Source organism: Coleofasciculus sp. FACHB-1120 (assembly GCF_014698845.1).
Classification (GTDB): domain Bacteria; phylum Cyanobacteriota; class Cyanobacteriia; order Cyanobacteriales; family FACHB-T130; genus FACHB-T130.
Window position 1 is genome coordinate 1 of sequence record NZ_JACJTV010000014.1, and the last position, 20086, is coordinate 20086.

Sequence of the window (20086 nt, forward strand, 5' to 3'; positions counted from 1 at the left end):
AACAAAAAAACTGTGTGGGTGGCATCTATTGAAGTTGAACTGTCACACCTCGAAGGGAAGAGAACAACTGCTATCGTCATGAATGCCTCAACCTTTGATGAAGCCAGCGACATTGATTATTTTATTACCAATGTTGTCGGCTCAATAGCAACACCTGAGTGGATAGTAACCACCTATTCTCAAAGGAATTGGGTAGAAGTTTTGGTTCTTCAGTACTTAGTATGCTAAACAGACAGCAGAGAAGGGAAAAAAGAGAAAATAAGTAAAATTAATAGCGACTAGAAGCCTGAGTAGGATTGACAGGCGAGGCACAATTATTATTGACTGTAAGCAGAAGGAAAAAGCTGTTCAGACACATTTACAGTCATGACCGTGAAAAAGGGGAGCAAACATCTAACAGAGCTGCTGAATCTAGAGGGAATCAAAGTAATTTCGCAGCGCCAGCCTGAAGGGATTGGGATAATTTTGCAGCTTCAGCCAATCTGGAAAGAAAGTGTATGTCCACGTTGTCGAACAAAAAGTCAGAGAGTCCATCAAAATCATCGATATCTAGTTAAAGATTTACCTTGGGGAGAAAAGCCAGTATTTCTAGAAATTAACAGGCGACAATTCAAATGTGAAAAATGTCGAAAGCCGTTTAGTGAAGAGTTAGATTTTATTAAAAAAAGAAGGACTTACACAAAAAGGCTAGCTACCCAAATCTTACAAGAAGTTCTGGAGAACGATATCCACAATGTCGCAAAAAAAAGTGTGGTGACAACAGAAGAAATAGAAAGGATGTTAAAAGATGCGGCTTCAGAACTATTAGAATCAAAACCGACCGAGTTGAAGAGATTAGGGATTGATGAAATAGCGCTAACCAAAGGAAAAGGAAATTACTGTGCAGTATTGATAGATTTAGAGAAGTCTAAATTAATCGGGATTATCGATGGAAGGACACAAGCAGAAATTAGTCAAGTCATCAGGGGATGGGGGAGAGAGGTCTTAGAGTCAATAGAAGAAGTAACTATAGATTTATGGAAAGGCTACAAAAATCTAGTAATAGAATTAATGCCAAAGGCTCAGGTAGTTGCCGACAGATTTCATGTGATGGCACAAATCAACAAGGAGTTAGATATTCAGAGGAAGAGAGAGAAAAGAAAGGTAGAAGACTTAATTAAAACAGCTAAAAGGTTAGAAGAGAAAGCAGAACATGAACAAGTATTAGCGGGATTAAAGAAAAGTAAGTATGCCTTACTAAAGAACGAGAAAGACCTGAGTGAAGAGCAAGAAAGTAAACTTGTTCAAGTTAAAGCGGTATCTTCTGAACTTAAAATAATGCATGAGTTAAAAGAGGAGATAAGAAAGATATTTAAGCAGAGTGAGAATTGGTTAACGGGGTTATTAAAACTGGGGATATGGCTAGCCAGTGCGAAAAAGTATTTTCCCAGTAGTCAGAAAACTATTATCCGTTGGCTTGATGAAATTATTGCTTACTTTGACAACAAGACTACGAGTGGTGTTGTTGAGGGCATCAACAATAAGCTCAAGTTGATTAAACGCTCTGCCTATAGTTTTAGAAACTTTGAGAATTACCGAATTAGGTGCTTGCTTAGTTGGCACATTAATTGTTGATTTAGCATACTAAGTACTGAAAAACCGAAGTTTTTTACCGGGAAGCAAAAGGATAGTTAGGACTTAAGGAATACCAAGTTAGAGATAAACGCAGTCTATATAGGCATTTTATTCTTGTCTTCTGTGCCTATACTTTCATTTTATGGCACACCTTAACAGGAGGACTCAGACGCAGGTGGGCTAACAAACCTTTAAACACATTTCCTGAAGCGTTGGAGGCATTTCGTACAGCGATGTCTTTCCGCTTTATTGAGTGGTTGAACCATAAGCGGGACGTATTCTTAGCTTATAAAGCTTGTTTGGGCTTGATATTTGTTTAAGTCCCGGTATTCCAACACAATTGCAACCGCAACTAGAGTCGCCCTTCATTCAGTGTGAAGTGCATTGAACGCAAGTAAAAAACGCGCTAATTAGCGCCGGAAGGGACCAGGATTGAGTAAGTTGACTTCGGTAATTTTGATAATGTAGGGGTGGAATTTGCTTTTGTCGTAAGATCCCACCCAAACTCCATAAGTTCCAGGTTGCCACTGACCAGCAATGCCAGGGTTTTTGCCTTCATACTCATCATTGCACCAGCTGCCACCAGGCCCTTTGATCACGAGGGTAGTGTCTTCTGGGCTTTGCACTTGGATGGATAGAAAGTTGAAAAACGAAGTTAAAACTACGGTGTGATCGGGCTTATCGTCCGTAAAACCAACACATGGCCCAGTAGCGGTTTCCCCGCGACCTGCAATTTTTTGGGCCGCTATTTCGCCGCCACTGATACCCCGAATCGTCAACGGATCGGGCGAAAACCGGGGACCGAGGGTGACATTCTCGAATATGGGCGGGGATTGTACGGATTGGGCTTGCACCCTCGAAAGGCTCAACACTCCAACCGCCATCAGGGCTATGGTTGTGATGCCTGCCCAGAGGGACTTTCCTACCGATTTTTCCCCTAAATTGGGTACGGGTTTGTACATCCTCACTTCCAAAAACGGCACCTTGTTACCGATTATGTAACGGCTCTAGTTGTAGCAGTGACGATAGTATCCCACAAGAAGTTCCAAAGAAGAAGCCAAAAGCCTTCTCAGGCTGAGCTTGAGAAGGCTTGCAAAAGTGAAAAAGAAAGAAGATCAGGTTACTTTTCTAGGGCTTGCTGTAAACGTAGCTTGTCCAGACCCCGATGATTCAGGATCAACCAAGATTGAATCAAATCAGGACCATGCAAATCGCCGGTTAGAGCCGCGCGAAAACTTCGCATCACTAATCCTTTCTTCAGATTCTTCTCCTTGGTCAGCTGTTTGATGATGTCTTGGGCACCCTCTGCTGTCAAGGTTTGATAATTTTCCAGGGCGTCCAGAATCGCTTGCAAAGCGGTTTCAGTGCCTTCCTGCTGCAACTGAGTCAATCCTTCTTCGCTGTAGGCTACAGTCTGGCTAAAGAATATCCGACTCATCTCGACTGCATCCTGCAAGCGGGTCAGGCTGGCACTCAGCAGGCTGGTGAGCGGTTCTAACCATGAGCGATCGCTTATCGGGTCAAATTCGTATCCAGCCGCCTGCCAGTAGGGAATCAGCTGATTTAATAGCTCATCTATCGGCATCTTGTGCAAATACTGACTGTTGAGCCAATTCAGCTTATCCCAGTCAAACTTTGCCCCTGCCTTATTGACTCGCTCAAAGCCGAACTGTTGAGCCGCTTCTGGCAAAGTAAAGATTTCCTTTGTGGAATCTGGGGGCGTCCAGCCCAGTAATGTCATGTAATTCGCCAAGGCTTCAGGTGTGTAGCCCATTTGTTGGAAGTCGGAAATGGAAGTAACGCCATCCCGCTTCGAGAGCTTTTTGCCTTCCTTATTCAAAATCAAGGGCGTATGGGCAAATTCGGGGATTGCACTTCCCAGTGCCTCATAGAGCAAAATTTGCTTAGCTGTATTCGCAATATGGTCTTCTCCCCGGATGACATGGGTGATCCGCATATCAATGTCATCCACCACCACTGCCAAATTGTACAGCGGCTGACCAACTGGATCGTCTGAGGCACGGGCAATCACCATATCGCCGCCGAGGTCGCTGGCTTTCCAGCTAACTTTGCCTCTTACCAGATCGTTCCAGGAAATCTCCCGGTCATCATCAATTTTAAAGCGAAGCACCGGACGACGCCCTTCGGCTTCAAAAGCTGCTTGTTGTTCTGGCGTCAAATTCCGGTGGCGGTTGTCATAACGGGGAGCCTCTTTTCTCGCCGCTTGAGCCGTCCGCAATTCGTCTAGTTCGGCTTCGCTGGTATAGCAGCGATAAGCATAGCCCTTATCTACTAAAGTTTGAATGGCTTTGCGGTAGAGGTCGAGGCGCTTAGATTGAAAAAACGGCCCCTCATCCCAGGTCATTCCCATCCATTTCAGACCATCAAGGATGTTTTGAGTATATTCGGGGCGCGATCGCGCTTCATCTGTGTCTTCAATTCGCAGGATGAACTCGCCGCCATGATGGCGAGCAAACAACCAGTTAAATACAGCGGTTCTCGCCGTCCCAATATGTAAGTTCCCAGTAGGACTTGGTGCAATCCGAACTCTAACGGTCACAGCAGATTCTCTCAAAAGGTTTCTATCTTTGTTGTAGCTGCTAACAATTGTAGGGGCAGGTTTCAACACCTAACCCCTACTACTTTCTCTTCTACTTTTTACGGGACTGACGGGGCTCGAACCCGCAACTTCCGCCGTGACAGGGCGGTGCTCTAACCAATTGAACTACAGTCCCTTGTTTTCCGAGCCATTAACGATTATGTCGATTATCGTTGGCTTTGTCAACCCCTTTTTTTAATTCCCTTTCGAGTGGTGGGGTAGACACGGCTTTTTCGGTCTCGTGCCAAGGCGCAAAGACGTTAAAACTTTGCTTCATTTGGCGTCTTTGCATCTTAGCGCGATATTGTGCGGATTAACTATGAATGCGGCGCTTGACTTTAATGCTCATAAGTGCAGCAAATGCCAAACCTGCGAGTGCCGAAGGTTCCGGAACAGAACGATGCGCCGCTGACTTAGCGCCAATGCCAAAGGCGAGTACCTGGGTAAACTGAGTCGGACTAAAATTGTTATCGCTAACTACAATCAGCGACTTTCGTCCATCTGCCAAATCAGGGCCAAAAGTCAACCCTTCAATATTATCTAGAGCCAGACTTAACTTGTCGAAATCAAGCAGCAGTTTTTTCTGAGCTGGTTTGATAGTGTTGAGGTTGATTCCACTGAGACTGTTAATACTGCTAATATCGCTTGCCTTTTCTAAAGACACCTCAAATAGCTTGATCGTGTTCCCCACTCCAGTAGAAAAAGACCGTTCTAAACTAAGAAAAGTATCCTCATCCACTGCTAGCAAATCTACTAAACCGTTGGTCTTGAAACTATCAGCAGGATTTGGTACTGCGGCAACTGGATCGGTAACGTATAAAAATTCCTGTTCCGGCTTCCCAGTTACGAGGTTATATTTCAATATTCGCGAAGGACTTGCCACCTTGATGTCGGCAACCGAACCATCCTGAGCCAAGGCATTTTCTGTAGCTGTAAACAAATAGTTTTGGTCAGTTGTAAGCGTCAAGCTTTCAAAGGCTAAGTTATTGCGAATTCCGCTATCTTTAGCCGCTGTTGGTAAAAATTTCTGAGGAACTGGCAGGGTTTGCAGTTGCTGACCTGCCAAAGAAAATTCATTAACAAAAGGATTAATTAATTGGTTAGCATCTCCTTCAGAAGAGATAAATAGACTTCCCCTGCTAGTTAAGGCAATCCCTTCTGGATCGAGACTTAAAGGAGCAAAAGGTTGACCATTATTATTTAACAAGGTCGTCACATCTACAGGCGTCACTCCCCCCTGCTTTAAAGAACCCTGAGAAATATCAATTTTGAGGGTATAAAACCGAGCCAGTGCCTTTTCACTCCGGTCATCGGAAATACTGTAATAGACGTTTTTACTGGCATCGTAAGTAATTCCTGATAGCCCTCCCAATTCAGTTCCCTGAAATGAAAAACCAGTCGGAAAAGTGGATTGCCCTAAGTAATCCACGCCGGTAATTTTGAATGCCTGAGCGGGATGCGCTATCAAAACTGCTGTAGTTAATCCACCAATAAAACAGAAAGATGTAAAAAATTTATCGATCTTACTCATGATTGCCAGTGTTAAGTTAAGCCATTCACACCAGCACCGTATCATCATAAAAATAAGAAATTTTTAAGAAAAGGTTATTAGAACATTGAACTTGGAAAATTTGGGGGTTGGAAGGGTCATTCCCGCGCAGTTTCCAACTGAGACGCATCCTGCATAAAGTCTACCAGCCAGTCTTTCAGGTGACGGGTAGCGCGGCAATCGTCCTCGTTGTAGCGCAGAATGGCATCGAGGAAAGTGCGATCGCGTGTTTTTAACCATTGGTCGTACCAATAGATACACACTTGCCCATTCGCCCCCGCATCGCGCCACTCAAAGCCCAACCAATGGGCGATCGCTTTTAAAGCATAACTTTCGACTGGTAGTGTCACCATTCCTGTCACCCAGTCGTGGATATCCACAAACCGCGATAGCACCGGACGTAGCCTCTCCGGCGGAGTGTTGTAGCATTTAGCCAGTCGCTTCATCGTCAAGATTTCGTAGTCGCAGAAATGGAAAATGGGAGCAAGAGGATAAGTCCAAACCAAATCTAAAAATTGCTGCCAAACCAATTCTTCGTCGTTGGGTTCTTCTGCTAAGAAAGGATAAAACGTTTCTGTGTTGGCTTGACGATCAACCACTAAAACTCCCAGCAGATAATCCAGTTCTAGCGACGGTTCTGCTTCAATATCAAAGTAAAGTTCGATAGGTGAAAGGAGAGAAGATGGATTGTCCATCAACCATTCTGCTGTTTTAGTGGTTTTAGCGATCGCAAAGGGTTTCTCCAGAAGCATCGCCCGATTCTGTACCACCGATTGCGCTTGCTGTACTAGCTGTTGCGCTACCTCCTCTCCCAAAGCTGGCTCCAAAAAAGCCGGACTGACACTCGCCAAAGACTCCCGACTCGTCAGTTCAAGCGTCTGCAAATGCTGATAGCGACTTGGTGTTACACCCGGAATCAAAGAGAGATGTTGCTGTTCTTGAGCGATCGCATAGCAGTGATTTAACCAAGGGCAAAGATTGCACCGCTGACGGGTAATGAACACCTCTGGCTCTTGCCGAGACAGGAGCATTTCGATACACTCCTCTACAAGTGCCTGCATCATCGGCACCCATTTACTCAAATTGACTGCATAAGCCTTTTTTTCCCGTAATCGCAGCCAAACCGTATCCGGCAAAACCCCCTGAACAGATGCCAGCAGATGAGCGTGAAAAGCTGCAACCGTTTGATATTCCAGCTTAGGACGCCGACCTAAATGAATGTCACTGGGAACGTAAATCCAATCGCCAAAGTTTGATTGTCCGGGTTGTTTAACCAAAAAATCGGGACAACTCACGAGGGTCACTGTCTTTGGAAGGTGCAAGAAGGATTCATCCTCTATCCTTACTTCTTCCTCTTTCAGAAGCACGCCTCGGTAAATTAGCTCAACGCCCTCTTGCATCAAGGCAATGGTGGCATTTGCACCGGCGTGCCAATCTCCCCAAGCATAATTGGGTTTGTGATAAGTCTGTCCCGCCAGAATGGTTTGCTGGAGAGCATTCCGATCCTGTTGCAATTTGGCGCGAAAATCACTTTGAAAATCCTGCTGGGTAGGATCTCCATATAAATCGAGAAAAGACCGGCGACTACAACGTTGGTAGTGCCGCAACATATTAACAGTTAGCAGCATGACTTCAAGCTAACAGAGAATGAGTGAGCTTTCGCGATCGCTCTTATCGCACTCAGCCTAAATGGCGCTAGACAAACAAAGCCTGACGAGAGCGGACTTGTAGAGACGCGATATATCGCGTCTCTAAGTGTAGATTTTGACAGCTATTCACCATCGGTTAAAGTAGTGGCGATTTCGAGCGTGAGGGTGTAGGCATGGTTAAGCGCAGTAAACGGCAGTTGATTGGGTGGCGATCGCTCTCATTTTTACTTCCTATATCGTTTTCAGCTTCTATCTATCGTAGTTTGGCTTTATTTGTAGCTGTTCTATTGTTGTCATCAGTGAGGGCACAGGCAACCAACGTTTCAATTGCCCAGCAGCCAGCGACTTCCTCACCAAATGCAACGACTACTGATGAGCAACAAACTTACGAACAGGGACTGCAACTGATAAAGCAAGGACAACAACTAGAGAAACAAGGAACGGTAGAACAGAGGCAACAAGCGCTTGCCAAATACGAAGAAGCACTCTCTATTTGGCAGCAATTGGCGGTTAACGAAGCTCCGCCGTATGAGGCTCGCAGTTGGGAAGCACTGACTCTTTCTCTCATCGGTACCATCTACAATGTTGACCAAGACGAGCCTCAGAAGGCGCTGGACTATTTCGAGCGGGGGTTAGCTGTCAGGCGCGAGTTGAAAAACCGCCTTCAGGCCGCGATCGCTCGCGCCTCTACCGATAATGCTGGCTCCAACTCGGACGACCAACAAAAGCTACTCGATTCATACAAGCAAGCACTTGTAAGTACAAGCATTGGGGAAGCTACCCTGCTCGATCTCCTGGGTCATGCTTATTTCAATTTGCGCGAAATGCAAAAAGCGCTCGAATATCACAATCAAGCCCTATCGCTGTTTCGAGCTGAGAAACAAGCCTTGCCTGAAGCTATTACGCTGAAAAACATCGGTGATGTCTACTTTAATTTAGGCGAGACTCAAAAGGGACTCGACTTCTACAATCAAGCGCTGGAGATCCAACGTGCCGAGAAGGATACCGACGCACAGGCTAAGACACTCCAGCATATCGGTCTGCGCTACCGTAACTTGGGCGAATCGCAACAGGCGCTTGCCGCCTACAATCAAGCACTGGAACTCCAGCGAGAAAGGAAGGATTTGGCTGAGCAAGCGGATATCCTCAGCAGTATTGGCTCCCTCTACTACGGGTTGGGTCAGTATCAGAAGGCGCGGGATTCCTATAACCTAGCGTTGGAACTCCAACAAACAGCACAGAGAAATTTATCAGGAACAGCTTTAACCTTCAACCTCTCTCAGCAAGCTGAGATTCTTACGGGTATTGCTGACACCGCCTACTTAGATGGATTGGGCGATCCTGCCAAAGTCCTGAACTTATACAACCAAGCGCGATCGCTTTACCAAAAGGCGGGAAACCGACCTAAGGAAGCGTTGCTTCTCTACTACATCAGCTTTGTCTACGATCAATTGGGGGAAACGCAGAAAGCCCTCAACTTTTTGAATCAAGCGCTTGTGCTGCACCGTGCCATGTCCTATGCCGAAGGGGAAGCTTCTACCCTCCGTCAAATTGCTGATATCTATAATTCAATGGGTGAGCCGCAGCAGGCGCTCGACTTTTACAACCAAGCCCTGGATATCCAGCACCGGGTGAACGATCATTATAATCAAGCCGTCACGCTTTACAAGATTGCTAGAGTCTACAGTTCATTAGGGGATAATCAGCTCAGTATCGATACATACAACCAAGCGCTGGAAATATTCAAAAGCATTGGCGAGCGCACTAGGCGAGCTATGACCCTTATGGAAATTGGCAGCGTCTATCAAAAAGCGAAAGATTATCAGAAGTCGCTGGACTATCACAATCAAGCGCTAGCTTTGGCAAAACAAACTAACAATTTCTCGCTGCAAGCCACTGTACTTGCTTCTATGGTTGTACCCTACGAGTTATTGAAGGATTATCCCAAAGCGTTTGATGCCGCGAACCAAATCCTTTTACTCTCGCGCCAACAGACTAACAGCGAGTTGGAAGCTGCGTACTTTGTTATGAGGGGCAGGATATATCTGGCATCGGGAGATTATCCCAAAGCACTGGAAGCCACGGAAAAGGCAGTGGCTAGACACCGGAAGGCAAGGTTTCGTTTAGGAGAAGCCAACGCCCTGCGAAACTTGGGTAAGATATACAATTCATTGAAGCAGTACGAAAAAGCGCTCTCAACTTACGATCGCGATCTAGAACTGCGGCAGTTGTTGGGCGATCGCACAGGAGAAGCGGATACACTCTATAACGTTGCGATTACACAACGCGATAAGGGCAATCTCAACGAAGCGCGTACCCAAATCGAAGCCGCCATCAAAATTGTTGAGGACATCCGCATTAGAGTCACCAGCCAGGAACTGCGTACTTCCTACTTTGCCTCCGTGCAGAATTACTACCAGTTCTACATCGACGTGCTGATGCAGTTGCACAAAAAAGACCCATCTCAAGGGTATGATGCTCTGGCACTGCAAGCCTCGGAACGCGCCCGCGCCCGCAGTCTTTTGGAACTCCTCACCGAAGCTAACGCTAATATTCGGCAAGGAGCCGAGCCAAAACTGCTGGAACAAGAGCGCACCTTGCAGCAAAAACTTGATGCCCTTGAAAAACGCCGAGTTGAGTTATACAGCGGCAACCCCACCAAAGAACAGGTAGAGAAAATTGAACGAGAACGAGAAAATCTCTTAGAAGAGTATCGGCAAGTCCAGGCACAAATCCGAGCCACCAGCCCCCGCTATGCCGCCCTTACTCAGCCAAAACCCCTCACCTTGGCTGAGATTCAGCAGCAGGTTCTTGATGACGATACGCTGCTTTTGGAATACTCGCTAGGCGAAGAACGCAGCTATCTTTGGGCTGTCACCAAGACTGGCATCACCAGCTACGAACTCCCCATACGCGCCGAAATTGAGTTAGCGGCACGGGGTTTCTATGAACTTTTGAACACCCCTGGCTATAGCCTGGAAACCCGAAAGCCGACCGATAAGCGAGGAGGAATTGAGGTTGAACTCGCTCCCGCTAGCACCGAAGTCGTAACCAAACTCAGCCAGATGCTCTTGGGGCAAGTGGCTGGGAAACTGGATAAGAAACGATTACTCATTGTCAGTGACGGTGCATTGCAGTATGTCCCCTTTGCAGCGCTACCATTACCAACGCAGGCAAGCACAGAAAACAAAGCAAGTTCTTCCACCTCACCGACTCCCCTGTTAGTCAATTACGAAATCGTCAACCTGCCCTCAGCCTCCACGCTAGCCGTTTTAAGACAAGAACAAGCTGGGCGCAAACCCGCTGCTAAAGCTGTGGCGGTGCTAGCCGATCCCGTCTTTGGCAGTGACGATGAGCGAGTCAATAAAGTAAAGGGGCAGGCAGACGAACAGAATAGAGGAGAAAACCTTGCACTCCGCGCTTTAGCAAGATCCGCTAGAGAATCGGATGTCACTTTTAAGCGCCTACCCTTTACCCGGCAAGAAGCTGAGCAAATTCTATCCCTCGTACCAGCCGCAGAACGCAGGCAAGCCTTCGATTTTGCTGCCAATCGCGCCTCTGCAACCAACCCAGAACTCAGCCAATACCAGATCGTGCATTTTGCCACTCATGGTATCCTCAACAGCGTGCATCCAGAGTTATCAGGGGTGGTGCTGTCCCTGCTAGATGAAAAAGGCGAATCGCAGAATGGTTTCTTGCGACTGCACGATGTTTTCAATCTCAACTTGCCAGCAGAACTGGTAGTGCTGAGTGCCTGCGAAACGGGATTAGGTGAAGAAGTCAAAGGCGAAGGATTAGTGGGCTTGACACGCGGCTTTATGTATGCAGGTGCGCCGCGAGTGGTAGTGAGTTTGTGGAGTGTTAGCGATCGCGCAACATCCGAGTTGATGACCAAATTTTATAAAGGAATGCTGGGAAAAAACCTACAGCCAGCAGCCGCATTGCGAGCAGCACAGATAGAAATGTGGCAAAAAACGGAATGGAAAGCACCCTATTACTGGGCAGCTTTCGTGCTGCAAGGCGAGTGGAAATAACAGAATAATCGCGATCGCCAAAATCCGTTCTACCCAAAACTTCATCAACCTAGGTAAAGTAGCAGCACTAAGTTATCAATGTGTTCTGAGGTAATTTTGATGAAGTTGAACATTGTCCACCTTCAACACATTGTCTGCTCATCTGAACAGGGTAAGAAATATCCTTCTATAGATTTTATCAGTTTTTTGGATATAAACTATACCGACAGTCTGTTTTTTGTCAAATACTCTACTAAATCCGCCCTCAGGCGGATATTGTTACAAGGATTACAAAGTATTTTTACTTATATGCTAGATACGAGAAAACCTTTTTATTATGAAGAGTTGCCGTCTATGAGGATCGTATGTAGTCGGTATAAACCACTTACAACTAAAAAAATTTTAGTTGCCATGTTGATTAGTTTGGTGTCTGGAACGGGATGCAGTGTACAAAAGACTCAAGCTGTTGACTTATCAAAACAACAGACTCAGACGGTTGGCTGGGTAGAGAAAGCAAAAATTCCTGGCGTTGAAAAAGAGATCAAAGCAAAGCTCGATACAGGCGCGACAACTACCTCTATTAATGCCGAAATCTTAGAAGCTCCAGATGAAGAGACCGAATCTGGCGGAATGATTAAATTCCGATTTCTAGATGGAGAAGGAAACAAAGAAATTTTCGAGCGTCCAATTGTGCGGTGGGTTCGCATCAAGAGTCGTGAAGGTGCTGATATACGCCGCCCTGTGGTGCGAATGAAATTGTGTGTTGCGGGTCGGTGGATTGAAGAAGAGGTCAACCTTGCAGATCGAGACGATTTCAACTATCCAATCTTAATTGGACGCAATATGTTGAAGCAAGGAAAACTGGTTGTGAATTCTTCTGTGACTTTCACCGCAGAGCCATCATGTCCAGCAAAGGAAGAACAGCAGTGAATCGTACCTTTCGCGCCGTCCTCTTAGCGTTGTTTTTAACAGCAATCGGACTCGCTATTTTTTTCCATAAGGTGATGAACTCAGATGTGCCACTGTTTCCCAACCAAACCTACAACAGTTGGTATGTTGAGGCAAAGCTATCTTTGAATTCAGAACAATTCGGGCTGGAGTCAGAGGAAGCGCTACCAAGTACCCTTCAGTTTCATCTTCCTCAAGCATCTCAGCGCTATGAGATTGTAAAGGAAGATTTTGTTAATGAGGGCTTCGAGCGCCAGATCGGGACTTTGAAGGATTCATCAGACCGAGTGGCTATCTTCACAAGACAAGATGATACTGGCAACAAATCTATATTTTATCGAGCCGTTATTCGTAGGCGAGATAACGTTAAACCTGGAATTGAGGAAGTTCCCATTTCAGGGCGACGGTTGGTGGATAAACAACTGGTTGCATTTGGCGAAAATACCGATAGAGTTCGGGACAATCGGAAAGAGAATCTGCCAACTGCGGAGATTAACTCTCTCTTGAACGAGGCTAAAAAGGAGTCGAGCGATCCCCTGACTTTCGCAAAGAAAATCTATCAACTAGCTCTGAATACAGATGACATCAGAGTTCAAGCTATCCGCAGAAATTTGAGAAAGGAGGAATCGATCACACAATTAGTGGCATTTCTGTTGAACCAAGAGAAGGTTCCGGCGCGGGTTGGGAATGGCATTTACTTGAGGAGTGAAGAGGTCTATTCGACCGATTTTGTTCGGTGGTTAGAGGTCAAGGATGGCGATCGCTGGCTAGCCTTCGATCCGATAAACTACGGTTTCGGAGAGCAAGACCGCTATCTCACTTGGTGGTACGGTTCAGATCGGGTTATACAAGCAAAAGGAGCAGACGATATCGCTTTAGAAGTCGTTGTCCAACCCAATACTGACAATGGGCTTACACGAGCGGTTTGGCGAGGCAGGAGAGTATCAAATCTATTTTTAGAGTACTCCTTCCTTAAGTTACCCCTGACGAGCCAACGAGTTTTTCAAGTCCTTGTTCTAGTTCCTATCGGCGCTCTAATCATCTCCATTTTGCACCAGATGTTTGGGTTGAAAACCTTCGGTACATTCACACCGATCCTGATTTCTCTCGCCTTTCGGCAGACTGGATTGTTTGTCGGCATTCCAATGTTCATTCTGGTTGTGATTATCGGGCTTTTGATTCGCGGCTACCTGAATCGATTGCAACTGTTGATCGTGCCTAGACTCGCCGCAATTTTAACCGCAACCGTGTTGATAGTCGGCTTGCTAGCCGTCATCATGCAAAATCTCGGTATTAATTTAGGCTTATCCGTTGCTTTGTTTCCGATTGTGATTCTGGCTATGACGATCGAGCGAGCAGCTTTGATGTGGGAAGAAAACGGTGCAAAGGAAACGATCGTTGCCGGACTGGGCACCGTTTTAGCAGCTTCGATCGGGTATTTCTGCATGATTAATGACTATGTGCAGCATTGGGCATTTGTCTTCCCGGAACTGTTGCTGTTGGTTTTAGGCGTAAATATCCTCGTCGGGCGCTACAACGGCTACAAGCTCATTGAATATTTCCGATTTTTGTCATTACAGCGGCAGTTGAATCAAACACAGGGGTAAACTATGTTTCCATTTTCACTGCGGCGTCACGGCATCCTAGGAATCAACGCTCGCAATTTAGACTATCTCTTCCCTAATAATCCACGTCGGCTCTATCGTTATGCTGACTGTAAGCTAGAAACAAAAAAACTTGCTCAATCCATTGGTGTGCCTGTTCCAGAAACCTATGGAGTTATTACATTCCAACATGAGGTAAAGAAGTTATCAAACATCGTTGGAGAACACAAATCTTTTGTGATTAAACCGGCTCAAGGAAGTGGCGGCGATGGCATTGTCGTGATTAGCGACGTAACGGAAAAAGGCTACCGCAAAGCTAGTGGTTCAATTCTTGAAGCGGGAGACTTGCAATATCACATTTACAACATCCTCAGTGGAATGTTTTCCCTAGGAGGACAAAGCGATCGGGCAATTGTTGAATATACCGTGCAGTTCGATCCAATTTTTGATGAAATTGCCTATCAAGGTGTCCCTGATATTCGGGTAATTGTTTACCGAGGTGTCCCAGCAATGGGAATGTTGCGTCTTCCCACGCGGGCTTCTGATGGTAAAGCTAATTTACATAGAGGGGGTGTGGGTGTCGGTATCGATCTAGCAACGGGCACGACACTGGCTGGTATCCAGAAAGACCGCTATATCGACAACCATCCTGAAACAGGGCATTCGTTGCGCGATCGCAAAATCCCTCATTGGCAAACTATCTTGGAGATGGCTGCCAAGTTAGGCGATAAAACAGAATTTGGCTATCTCGGCGTTGATATTGTTCTGGATCGAGAAAAAGGACCGCTGTTACTGGAGATAAACGCACGCCCCGGACTGGCAATCCAAATTGCCAATCGAGAGGGACTGATTGGGCGACTTGAAACAATTGACTGTGCTTTGCCAAAACTATCGGGAATTCCAGAAAAAATTAAGTTTGCCCAAGAAACATTCGCGGTGGAAACGTCTTTATTTAGGAAGATAACAGTTCTCAACGATAAAGCTAAAACTCTGACTAAATAAGGGGTACAGCTATCATTTTTAACATAAATACAGTTGCCGCAACGGATATAACCTTTGCCTGCTCAGATTCCTCGAAATATTAAAGCGATCGCTGCCGTAAGGCTTGATGTGGTCATCGTTTGTGTCGGTACTTGCTCAGCGAATGAATGAGAGCGATCGCACTTCCAACTTCCTTATAAGCTAACGGGTAGACGAACTGTGAAACTAGACCCCATCCCTTCCTGACTTTCTACAGTAATGTCACCCCCCATCATCTGGCAGAAGTGGCGGCTAATCGCCAACCCTAGTCCAGTACCCCCATACTTTTTCGTAGTCGAGGCATCTCCTTGTATGAAGGCTTGAAACAATTGCTGTTGTTGTTCATCCGAGATCCCAATCCCAGTATCGGCAACCCGAAAAAGGATGAAGGACGTTTTTAAGGATGAAGGATTTAGGGTCAAGGATGAATCAGAGTTTCGGGTTTTTAGGTTTGCTGCTGATAGTTGACTCTGGGCGATCGCGCTTTCATCTTTCTGCACCGTCAGCGTCACTTTACCTTGTTCGGTAAACTTTGCAGCATTGGAGAGCAAATTAAACAATATCTGCCGTACCTTAATCTGGTCAGCGTACATGGTGCCCAGATTCTCGTCACAATGAACCTCTAAGACATTTCTATTCTTCTCTACCAACGGTTTTACTGTAATAACAACGCCAATAATCAACGTTTTGATATCAAACGTCTCCGGGTAGAAAGTCATTTTCCCGGCTTCAACCTTCGACAAGTCAAGGATGTCATTAATCAGTGCCAACAGATGTTTGCCAGAAGAGTTAATTGATTGAAGATCGCTAACAAAAGCCTCATCGCTTAAGCCGATATCCTGGGCATCTTCTTCGAGAAGTTGGCTCAAGTTAATGATGGCATTCAATGACATACGCATCTCGTGGCTGATCTTTGCCAGAAACTGGCTTTTAGAGCTATTCGCAGCTTCAGCGAATTCTTTCGCTTGTTCCAATTCTTGGGTACGTTCGGCTACCCGTGCGATGAGATGATTGAGAGAAGTGGCTAATGACCCAATTTCATCGTCAGTTGTGACGGGGGCACGCAGGTCAAAATTTGAGTCCTGTGCCACCTGCTGAGCCACCTGAGTAACGGTGACGATGGGCTGTGCGATCGCGCGACTGGTACGCAACGCCATTATCCCGGCGATCGCTACCGAAACCAGCATACTCAGGATAACAATTAGTTTCCCTAGTCGTTGGGCATCCTCCATCACTTCTGCCCCTTGCTGCTCCTGCTTTTGAGCAATGTCAAGGATACGGCTCAATTCGGTGTTGAAGCGCTCTAAGGTCATTGCTGACTCCCCACGGATCGCCATGAGTAGTTGCCGTCGCGCTGACTCGACCGCCTCTGACTGCAATTGCGATCGGTCAATTTGCTGCAAGCTGGACTCAGTTTGCTGAGTGTAGGAGTCTAAAGTAGTCGTGTAAGCCTGTAATAATCCCTGTAACGTGTCGGGGGTTGCGGCTAACCAGACAGGGTTGCTCTGGATGAACCGTTCAATTTCTCCCCTCAACTTCTGAGTCCTGGCAACACAGTCAAAAAATTGGGCTTTTTCCGATTGCAGCTGTTGTGAATCCTCTAGTACAGCCGCTAAATGTGAACCATGTAATTGTACTTCGACGACTGCATCCTTAAAATTTGCTAGCAGTTGCGCTTGTACGTGGGCATCATTGAGTTGCTTGATGCCTTGATCCTGGTAGTAGTCCGCGATTCCCAACCCAGTCAAGGAACCGAAAAAGCCAATTGCAATTGCGAGGAAATACCCGTAGCCAATTTTTTGGTGGATGCCCCAGGAACCGGCTCTCGGCTTCCAAGGTAAGAGATATTTTAGCAGGCGGCTCTCTGTCGAGAGCTGCTGCGCTAAAACTTTTTGGCTCTGTGTATTGTCGTCAGAAGCGGTTGGCTCTTGAGGTTGCATCAGCAGAAATTCCTTGCCTTACCGCTAAAAATGACCAAATCAGCCCAGCCAGTCAAATCGGTTTCAGTCTCGATCGACATTTAGCTCCACTTCTTTTATAACAGCACCACCGTTGACCCGATCTACTTTAGATCGCCTTTGAAATAAGATCGAGGGAAGATGTTAAGTTTCCAAAACTGTAACCTAAAGCACTACTCGAAAGCTACAGTGCCAGATTAGAAACACGAGATTATTTGTGTTCTAATTTGTGTTCTAAAAGATGAATCGCCCTCTCCGGTATAGTTCTAAGTCGAATCGCTGGAATCGTGTAAAAATTATCTCTTTAACGCTGAGTATTCTCAGCTTGAGTGCCTGCCAATCTGCCCCGACGCTAGAGAAACTACCCAGAACCCTCACTGTCTCCGGCAAAGGAGATGTCAGCATTTCCACAACGATTATGGAAGCACGTTTGGGTGTTGAAGTTCAGGGGAAAACTTCTCAGGAAGTTCAGCAGCAAGTAGCCCAACGCTCTTCTGCGGTAGTGAAACTGCTGAAATCCCGTCAGGTGGAAGAACTAAAAACGACTGGGATTACTCTCGCCCCTAACTATAGTTTCAAAGACGGTAAGCAAACCCTGAATGGATATATCGGCACCAACATTGTAAGTTTTCGGACTGGTCATGAAAAAGCTGGGGCGCTGTTAGATGAAGCCATCAAAGCCGGTGCAACGCGAATTGATGGCGTTAATCTTGTTGCTGCGGATGAAGCGATCGCGCAGGCTCAACAGGAAGCGATTAAAGAAGCCTCCGAAGACGCCCAAAAGCAAGCGGCTGCCGCTTTGGGGGCACTCGCTCTCAATCAGCGAGAAATTGTCAGCATTCAAATCAATGGAGTCAATCCGCCGCAGCCAGTCATCGCCTCCGAGCAGGCTTTATTATCAGTGCGAAATCAGGCAGCAGCTAACACGCCGGTTGTAGGTGGCGAACAGAAAGTTCTTTCATCCGTTACGCTGCAAATTCGCTATTAACTATTAAAGAGCAGCTTAACGTTTCAGGATGCGTCCAATCCAAATCACGGCTAAAATCCCTAACCCAAACCAGATAGCCACCACAATAATGGCAGCAATCCAGTTTGTGGGTTTATCTTCAGCGATCGCGCTTGTTGCTCTTTCCCGACAATCCGCCATCACTGCCGGAGGAATCATCTTCAGTACCAGCCAAATTCCCAACGGCACAATAATCAGATCGTCTAGATAACCAATGATTGGGATAAAATCTGGAATGAGATCGATCGGACTGAAAGCATAAGCGACGATAAACCCAGCCAATATCCTCGCATACCAAGGAACTCTAGGATCTTTACAAGCCAAGTAAATTGCGTAGGTTTCTTTTTTCAACCGATGGAGCTGTTGTTTCCATCCCTGCATCTGCGTTGACCTGAATGAACGTTAAACGCTAATGAAGCTGTAGCGATCGGTGACTACAATACTTGAATAAGTTGCCACTCTCGGACTTTCCCGATTGGTCGGTAAGGCAAAGATAAATTGGCGAGTTGTTCTGACCTAATCCAAGCGTAGCTAGACGGTTGCAGCTCTGAAACTTGTTTAACCTGTTTCCCCAAATCGGGAGTGTAAAAGCATAGTAGCACTCCAGTTTTTCCCGTTCCTCTGATCCAATTCACTGGCTGAGTTTGTAACACAGTGGCAATTTCAGGCTGCTGCAATAATGCCTTGATCTCAGAGTTGTAATCTCCAATTAAACCCGTGCTTCCAGCTACGGTTAAAGCAAACCAAGGCCCTACCAACCAAGCTGCCAACCAATAACGAGCCGTTAAAAACTTTTTGCCAAAGTAATAACGACCCATCCACACGACTGGTAACATTAGCCAACCCAACCCCAAACCAAGAGCGATCGCTCCATACTTTTGCATTTGTGCGTCCCCTTTTACGCCAGGAATCGGGACGCCACTGTACAACGCCACACCTGCTAACACCAGCAAACAAGCTAACCCCCCAAAGGCATAACTGAGATTCTGAGGAAGCCATTTTCGCGGCGATTTGTCCTCATAAATTCTGGCAAGCCAATCCAAAGCGAGTCCTGCCAACAAAGCTACAAAAGGATAAAGAGCCAAGGCATAATGGGGCAAACGAGTTGAGAAAAAACTGAGTTCTACAAACAGAATCAGAGGGAGAACAACTAATATTAGCTGCTGTCGAGGAAGTAGATTTCGTAAACAAATGCCTATGCCTAACAGACTGAATAGAGGCCAGGGAAACGCTTTGGCTGGAATATTCCAAAAATAGTAAGACCAAGTATTTCCATCACTTTCATCTGAGCTAAGTCTAAAAATAAACCAAAATAATTCCTGAAAAGTATTTTCTTTATAGTGCAGCCAGCCATTCAGAATCCAGATGATTGTCAGGCTGAAGCCAACTGCCAAGCCTAAATAGAGCATGGGATTCGAGAGATGTCTGTGACGACGATGCTCCCAAATCAGGTAAGGCAACAGAGCGATCGCTGGCAAAAAAATCATATAGCTTCTGATTAAGAAGCCCAGACCCAAACTCACACCAGCGATAAAGCTCCAAATCCCCCGATATTTTGGATGTAATTCAGCTTTTAATAAAGACCAAATCCCCAAAAGTGCCATGCAAACCATCGGCACATCTGGAACTGCTAAGCGACTATATTGAAACCAAAAAAACTCAACACTTAGAATTGCTGCTGCTAACCACGCGGCTCGTTTATTTAACAAAATTGTCCCAATTTCATAGACCAGTAGCACACTCATCATGCCAGCAATAATACTTGGTAGTCGGGCAGTTGCCTCACTAATCCCGAATAGCCAGAACGAACTAGCAATCAACCAATAGGAGCCGGGAGTTTTACCATAATTAGTGATAGAGGGCTTTAACCAGTTGCCAGACTCCACCATCAATTTGGCTCGCCAAGAGTAAAGTCCCTCATCATGAGCCATCAGGCTTTGCTGTTCGTGACTAAATAGCAATAAAGGGGCTAACCAAAGCAACAAGGTCAAATAGGGCAATAATGCCTGTAGACGAGGGCTTTTAAGCATTTGACTTCTCATCAAGCGGTCATTATTTTCAGGTAAAAATTAGCTGAGAAGATTTTAAGTTTTTTCATCCAAGCTTTTTTGGTGATCCTCACAAAA

At 46.0% G+C, this 20086-nt stretch carries 13 protein-coding genes, 1 tRNA gene and 2 pseudogenes; 8 read left to right on the forward strand and 8 right to left on the reverse strand.

Going from position 1 to position 20086, the window contains the following annotated elements:
* The 3 genes and pseudogenes from H6H02_RS14460 to H6H02_RS14470 all read left to right on the forward strand — a co-directional run.
* Positions 1-201 (forward strand): annotated as a pseudogene (locus H6H02_RS14460) (IS701 family transposase); the annotation flags it as partial.
* 165 nt (positions 202-366) lie between these two features.
* Entirely contained in the window at positions 367-1614 is a 1248-nt protein-coding gene (locus H6H02_RS14465) for an ISL3 family transposase (RefSeq protein ID WP_242040710.1), read from the forward strand.
* Positions 1615-1640: 26 nt separating this feature from the next.
* A pseudogene (locus H6H02_RS14470) lies at positions 1641-1934 on the forward strand (IS701 family transposase); the annotation flags it as partial.
* Between the two features lie 90 nt (positions 1935-2024).
* On the opposite strand, the gene H6H02_RS14475 reads toward H6H02_RS14470, so the two are convergent.
* The 5 genes from H6H02_RS14475 to H6H02_RS14495 all read right to left on the reverse strand — a co-directional run bounded on the left by H6H02_RS14475 (position 2025) and on the right by H6H02_RS14495 (position 7390).
* Entirely contained in the window at positions 2025-2498 is a 474-nt protein-coding gene (locus H6H02_RS14475) for a hypothetical protein (protein ID WP_242040715.1), read from the reverse strand.
* 236 nt (positions 2499-2734) lie between these two features.
* Complete coding sequence (gltX, locus tag H6H02_RS14480) at positions 2735-4174, reverse strand: glutamate--tRNA ligase (RefSeq protein ID WP_190818891.1); 1440 nt, start codon at positions 4172-4174, stop codon at positions 2735-2737.
* 101 nt (positions 4175-4275) lie between these two features.
* Positions 4276-4349 (reverse strand) — tRNA-Asp (locus H6H02_RS14485).
* A 177-nt stretch (positions 4350-4526) separates the two neighbouring features.
* A complete protein-coding gene (locus H6H02_RS14490; protein ID WP_190818893.1) occupies positions 4527-5744 on the reverse strand; it encodes an esterase-like activity of phytase family protein in 1218 nt (405 codons plus the stop codon).
* Between the two features lie 116 nt (positions 5745-5860).
* Positions 5861-7390: a TM0106 family RecB-like putative nuclease gene (locus H6H02_RS14495; protein ID WP_190818895.1), complete on the reverse strand. Its 1530-nt coding sequence runs from the start codon at positions 7388-7390 to the stop codon at positions 5861-5863.
* Between the two features lie 194 nt (positions 7391-7584).
* Between H6H02_RS14495 and H6H02_RS14500 the strand changes: the two genes are divergently transcribed.
* From H6H02_RS14500 to H6H02_RS14515, 4 genes are all read left to right on the forward strand, one after another.
* A complete protein-coding gene (locus H6H02_RS14500) occupies positions 7585-11445 on the forward strand; it encodes a CHAT domain-containing protein (RefSeq protein WP_190818897.1) in 3861 nt (1286 codons plus the stop codon).
* Between the two features lie 99 nt (positions 11446-11544).
* Positions 11545-12354: a RimK/LysX family protein gene (locus H6H02_RS14505; protein ID WP_199329180.1), complete on the forward strand. Its 810-nt coding sequence runs from the start codon at positions 11545-11547 to the stop codon at positions 12352-12354.
* A complete protein-coding gene (locus H6H02_RS14510; RefSeq protein WP_206757285.1) occupies positions 12327-13979 on the forward strand; it encodes a UUP1 family membrane protein in 1653 nt (550 codons plus the stop codon). The genes H6H02_RS14505 and H6H02_RS14510 overlap by 28 nt, the downstream gene beginning before the upstream one ends.
* A gap of 3 nt (positions 13980-13982) precedes the next feature.
* Entirely contained in the window at positions 13983-14978 is a 996-nt protein-coding gene (locus H6H02_RS14515) for an alpha-L-glutamate ligase-like protein (RefSeq protein WP_190818901.1), read from the forward strand.
* Between the two features lie 173 nt (positions 14979-15151).
* Here H6H02_RS14515 and H6H02_RS14520 read toward each other — a convergent pair whose 3' ends face one another.
* Positions 15152-16936 (reverse strand): ATP-binding protein, encoded by a 1785-nt coding sequence (locus tag H6H02_RS14520; RefSeq protein WP_190818902.1) that lies wholly within the window; start codon positions 16934-16936, stop codon positions 15152-15154.
* Positions 16937-17195: 259 nt separating this feature from the next.
* Between H6H02_RS14520 and H6H02_RS14525 the strand changes: the two genes are divergently transcribed.
* Positions 17196-17942, forward strand: coding sequence for an SIMPL domain-containing protein (locus H6H02_RS14525; protein WP_190818904.1), 747 nt, complete (start codon positions 17196-17198; stop codon positions 17940-17942).
* A 15-nt stretch (positions 17943-17957) separates the two neighbouring features.
* Here H6H02_RS14525 and H6H02_RS14530 read toward each other — a convergent pair whose 3' ends face one another.
* Positions 17958-18341 (reverse strand): YkvA family protein, encoded by a 384-nt coding sequence (locus tag H6H02_RS14530; protein ID WP_190818906.1) that lies wholly within the window; start codon positions 18339-18341, stop codon positions 17958-17960.
* Between the two features lie 53 nt (positions 18342-18394).
* Positions 18395-19990: a glycosyltransferase family 39 protein gene (locus H6H02_RS14535; RefSeq protein ID WP_199329181.1), complete on the reverse strand. Its 1596-nt coding sequence runs from the start codon at positions 19988-19990 to the stop codon at positions 18395-18397.
* Positions 19991-20086 lie beyond the last annotated feature (96 nt).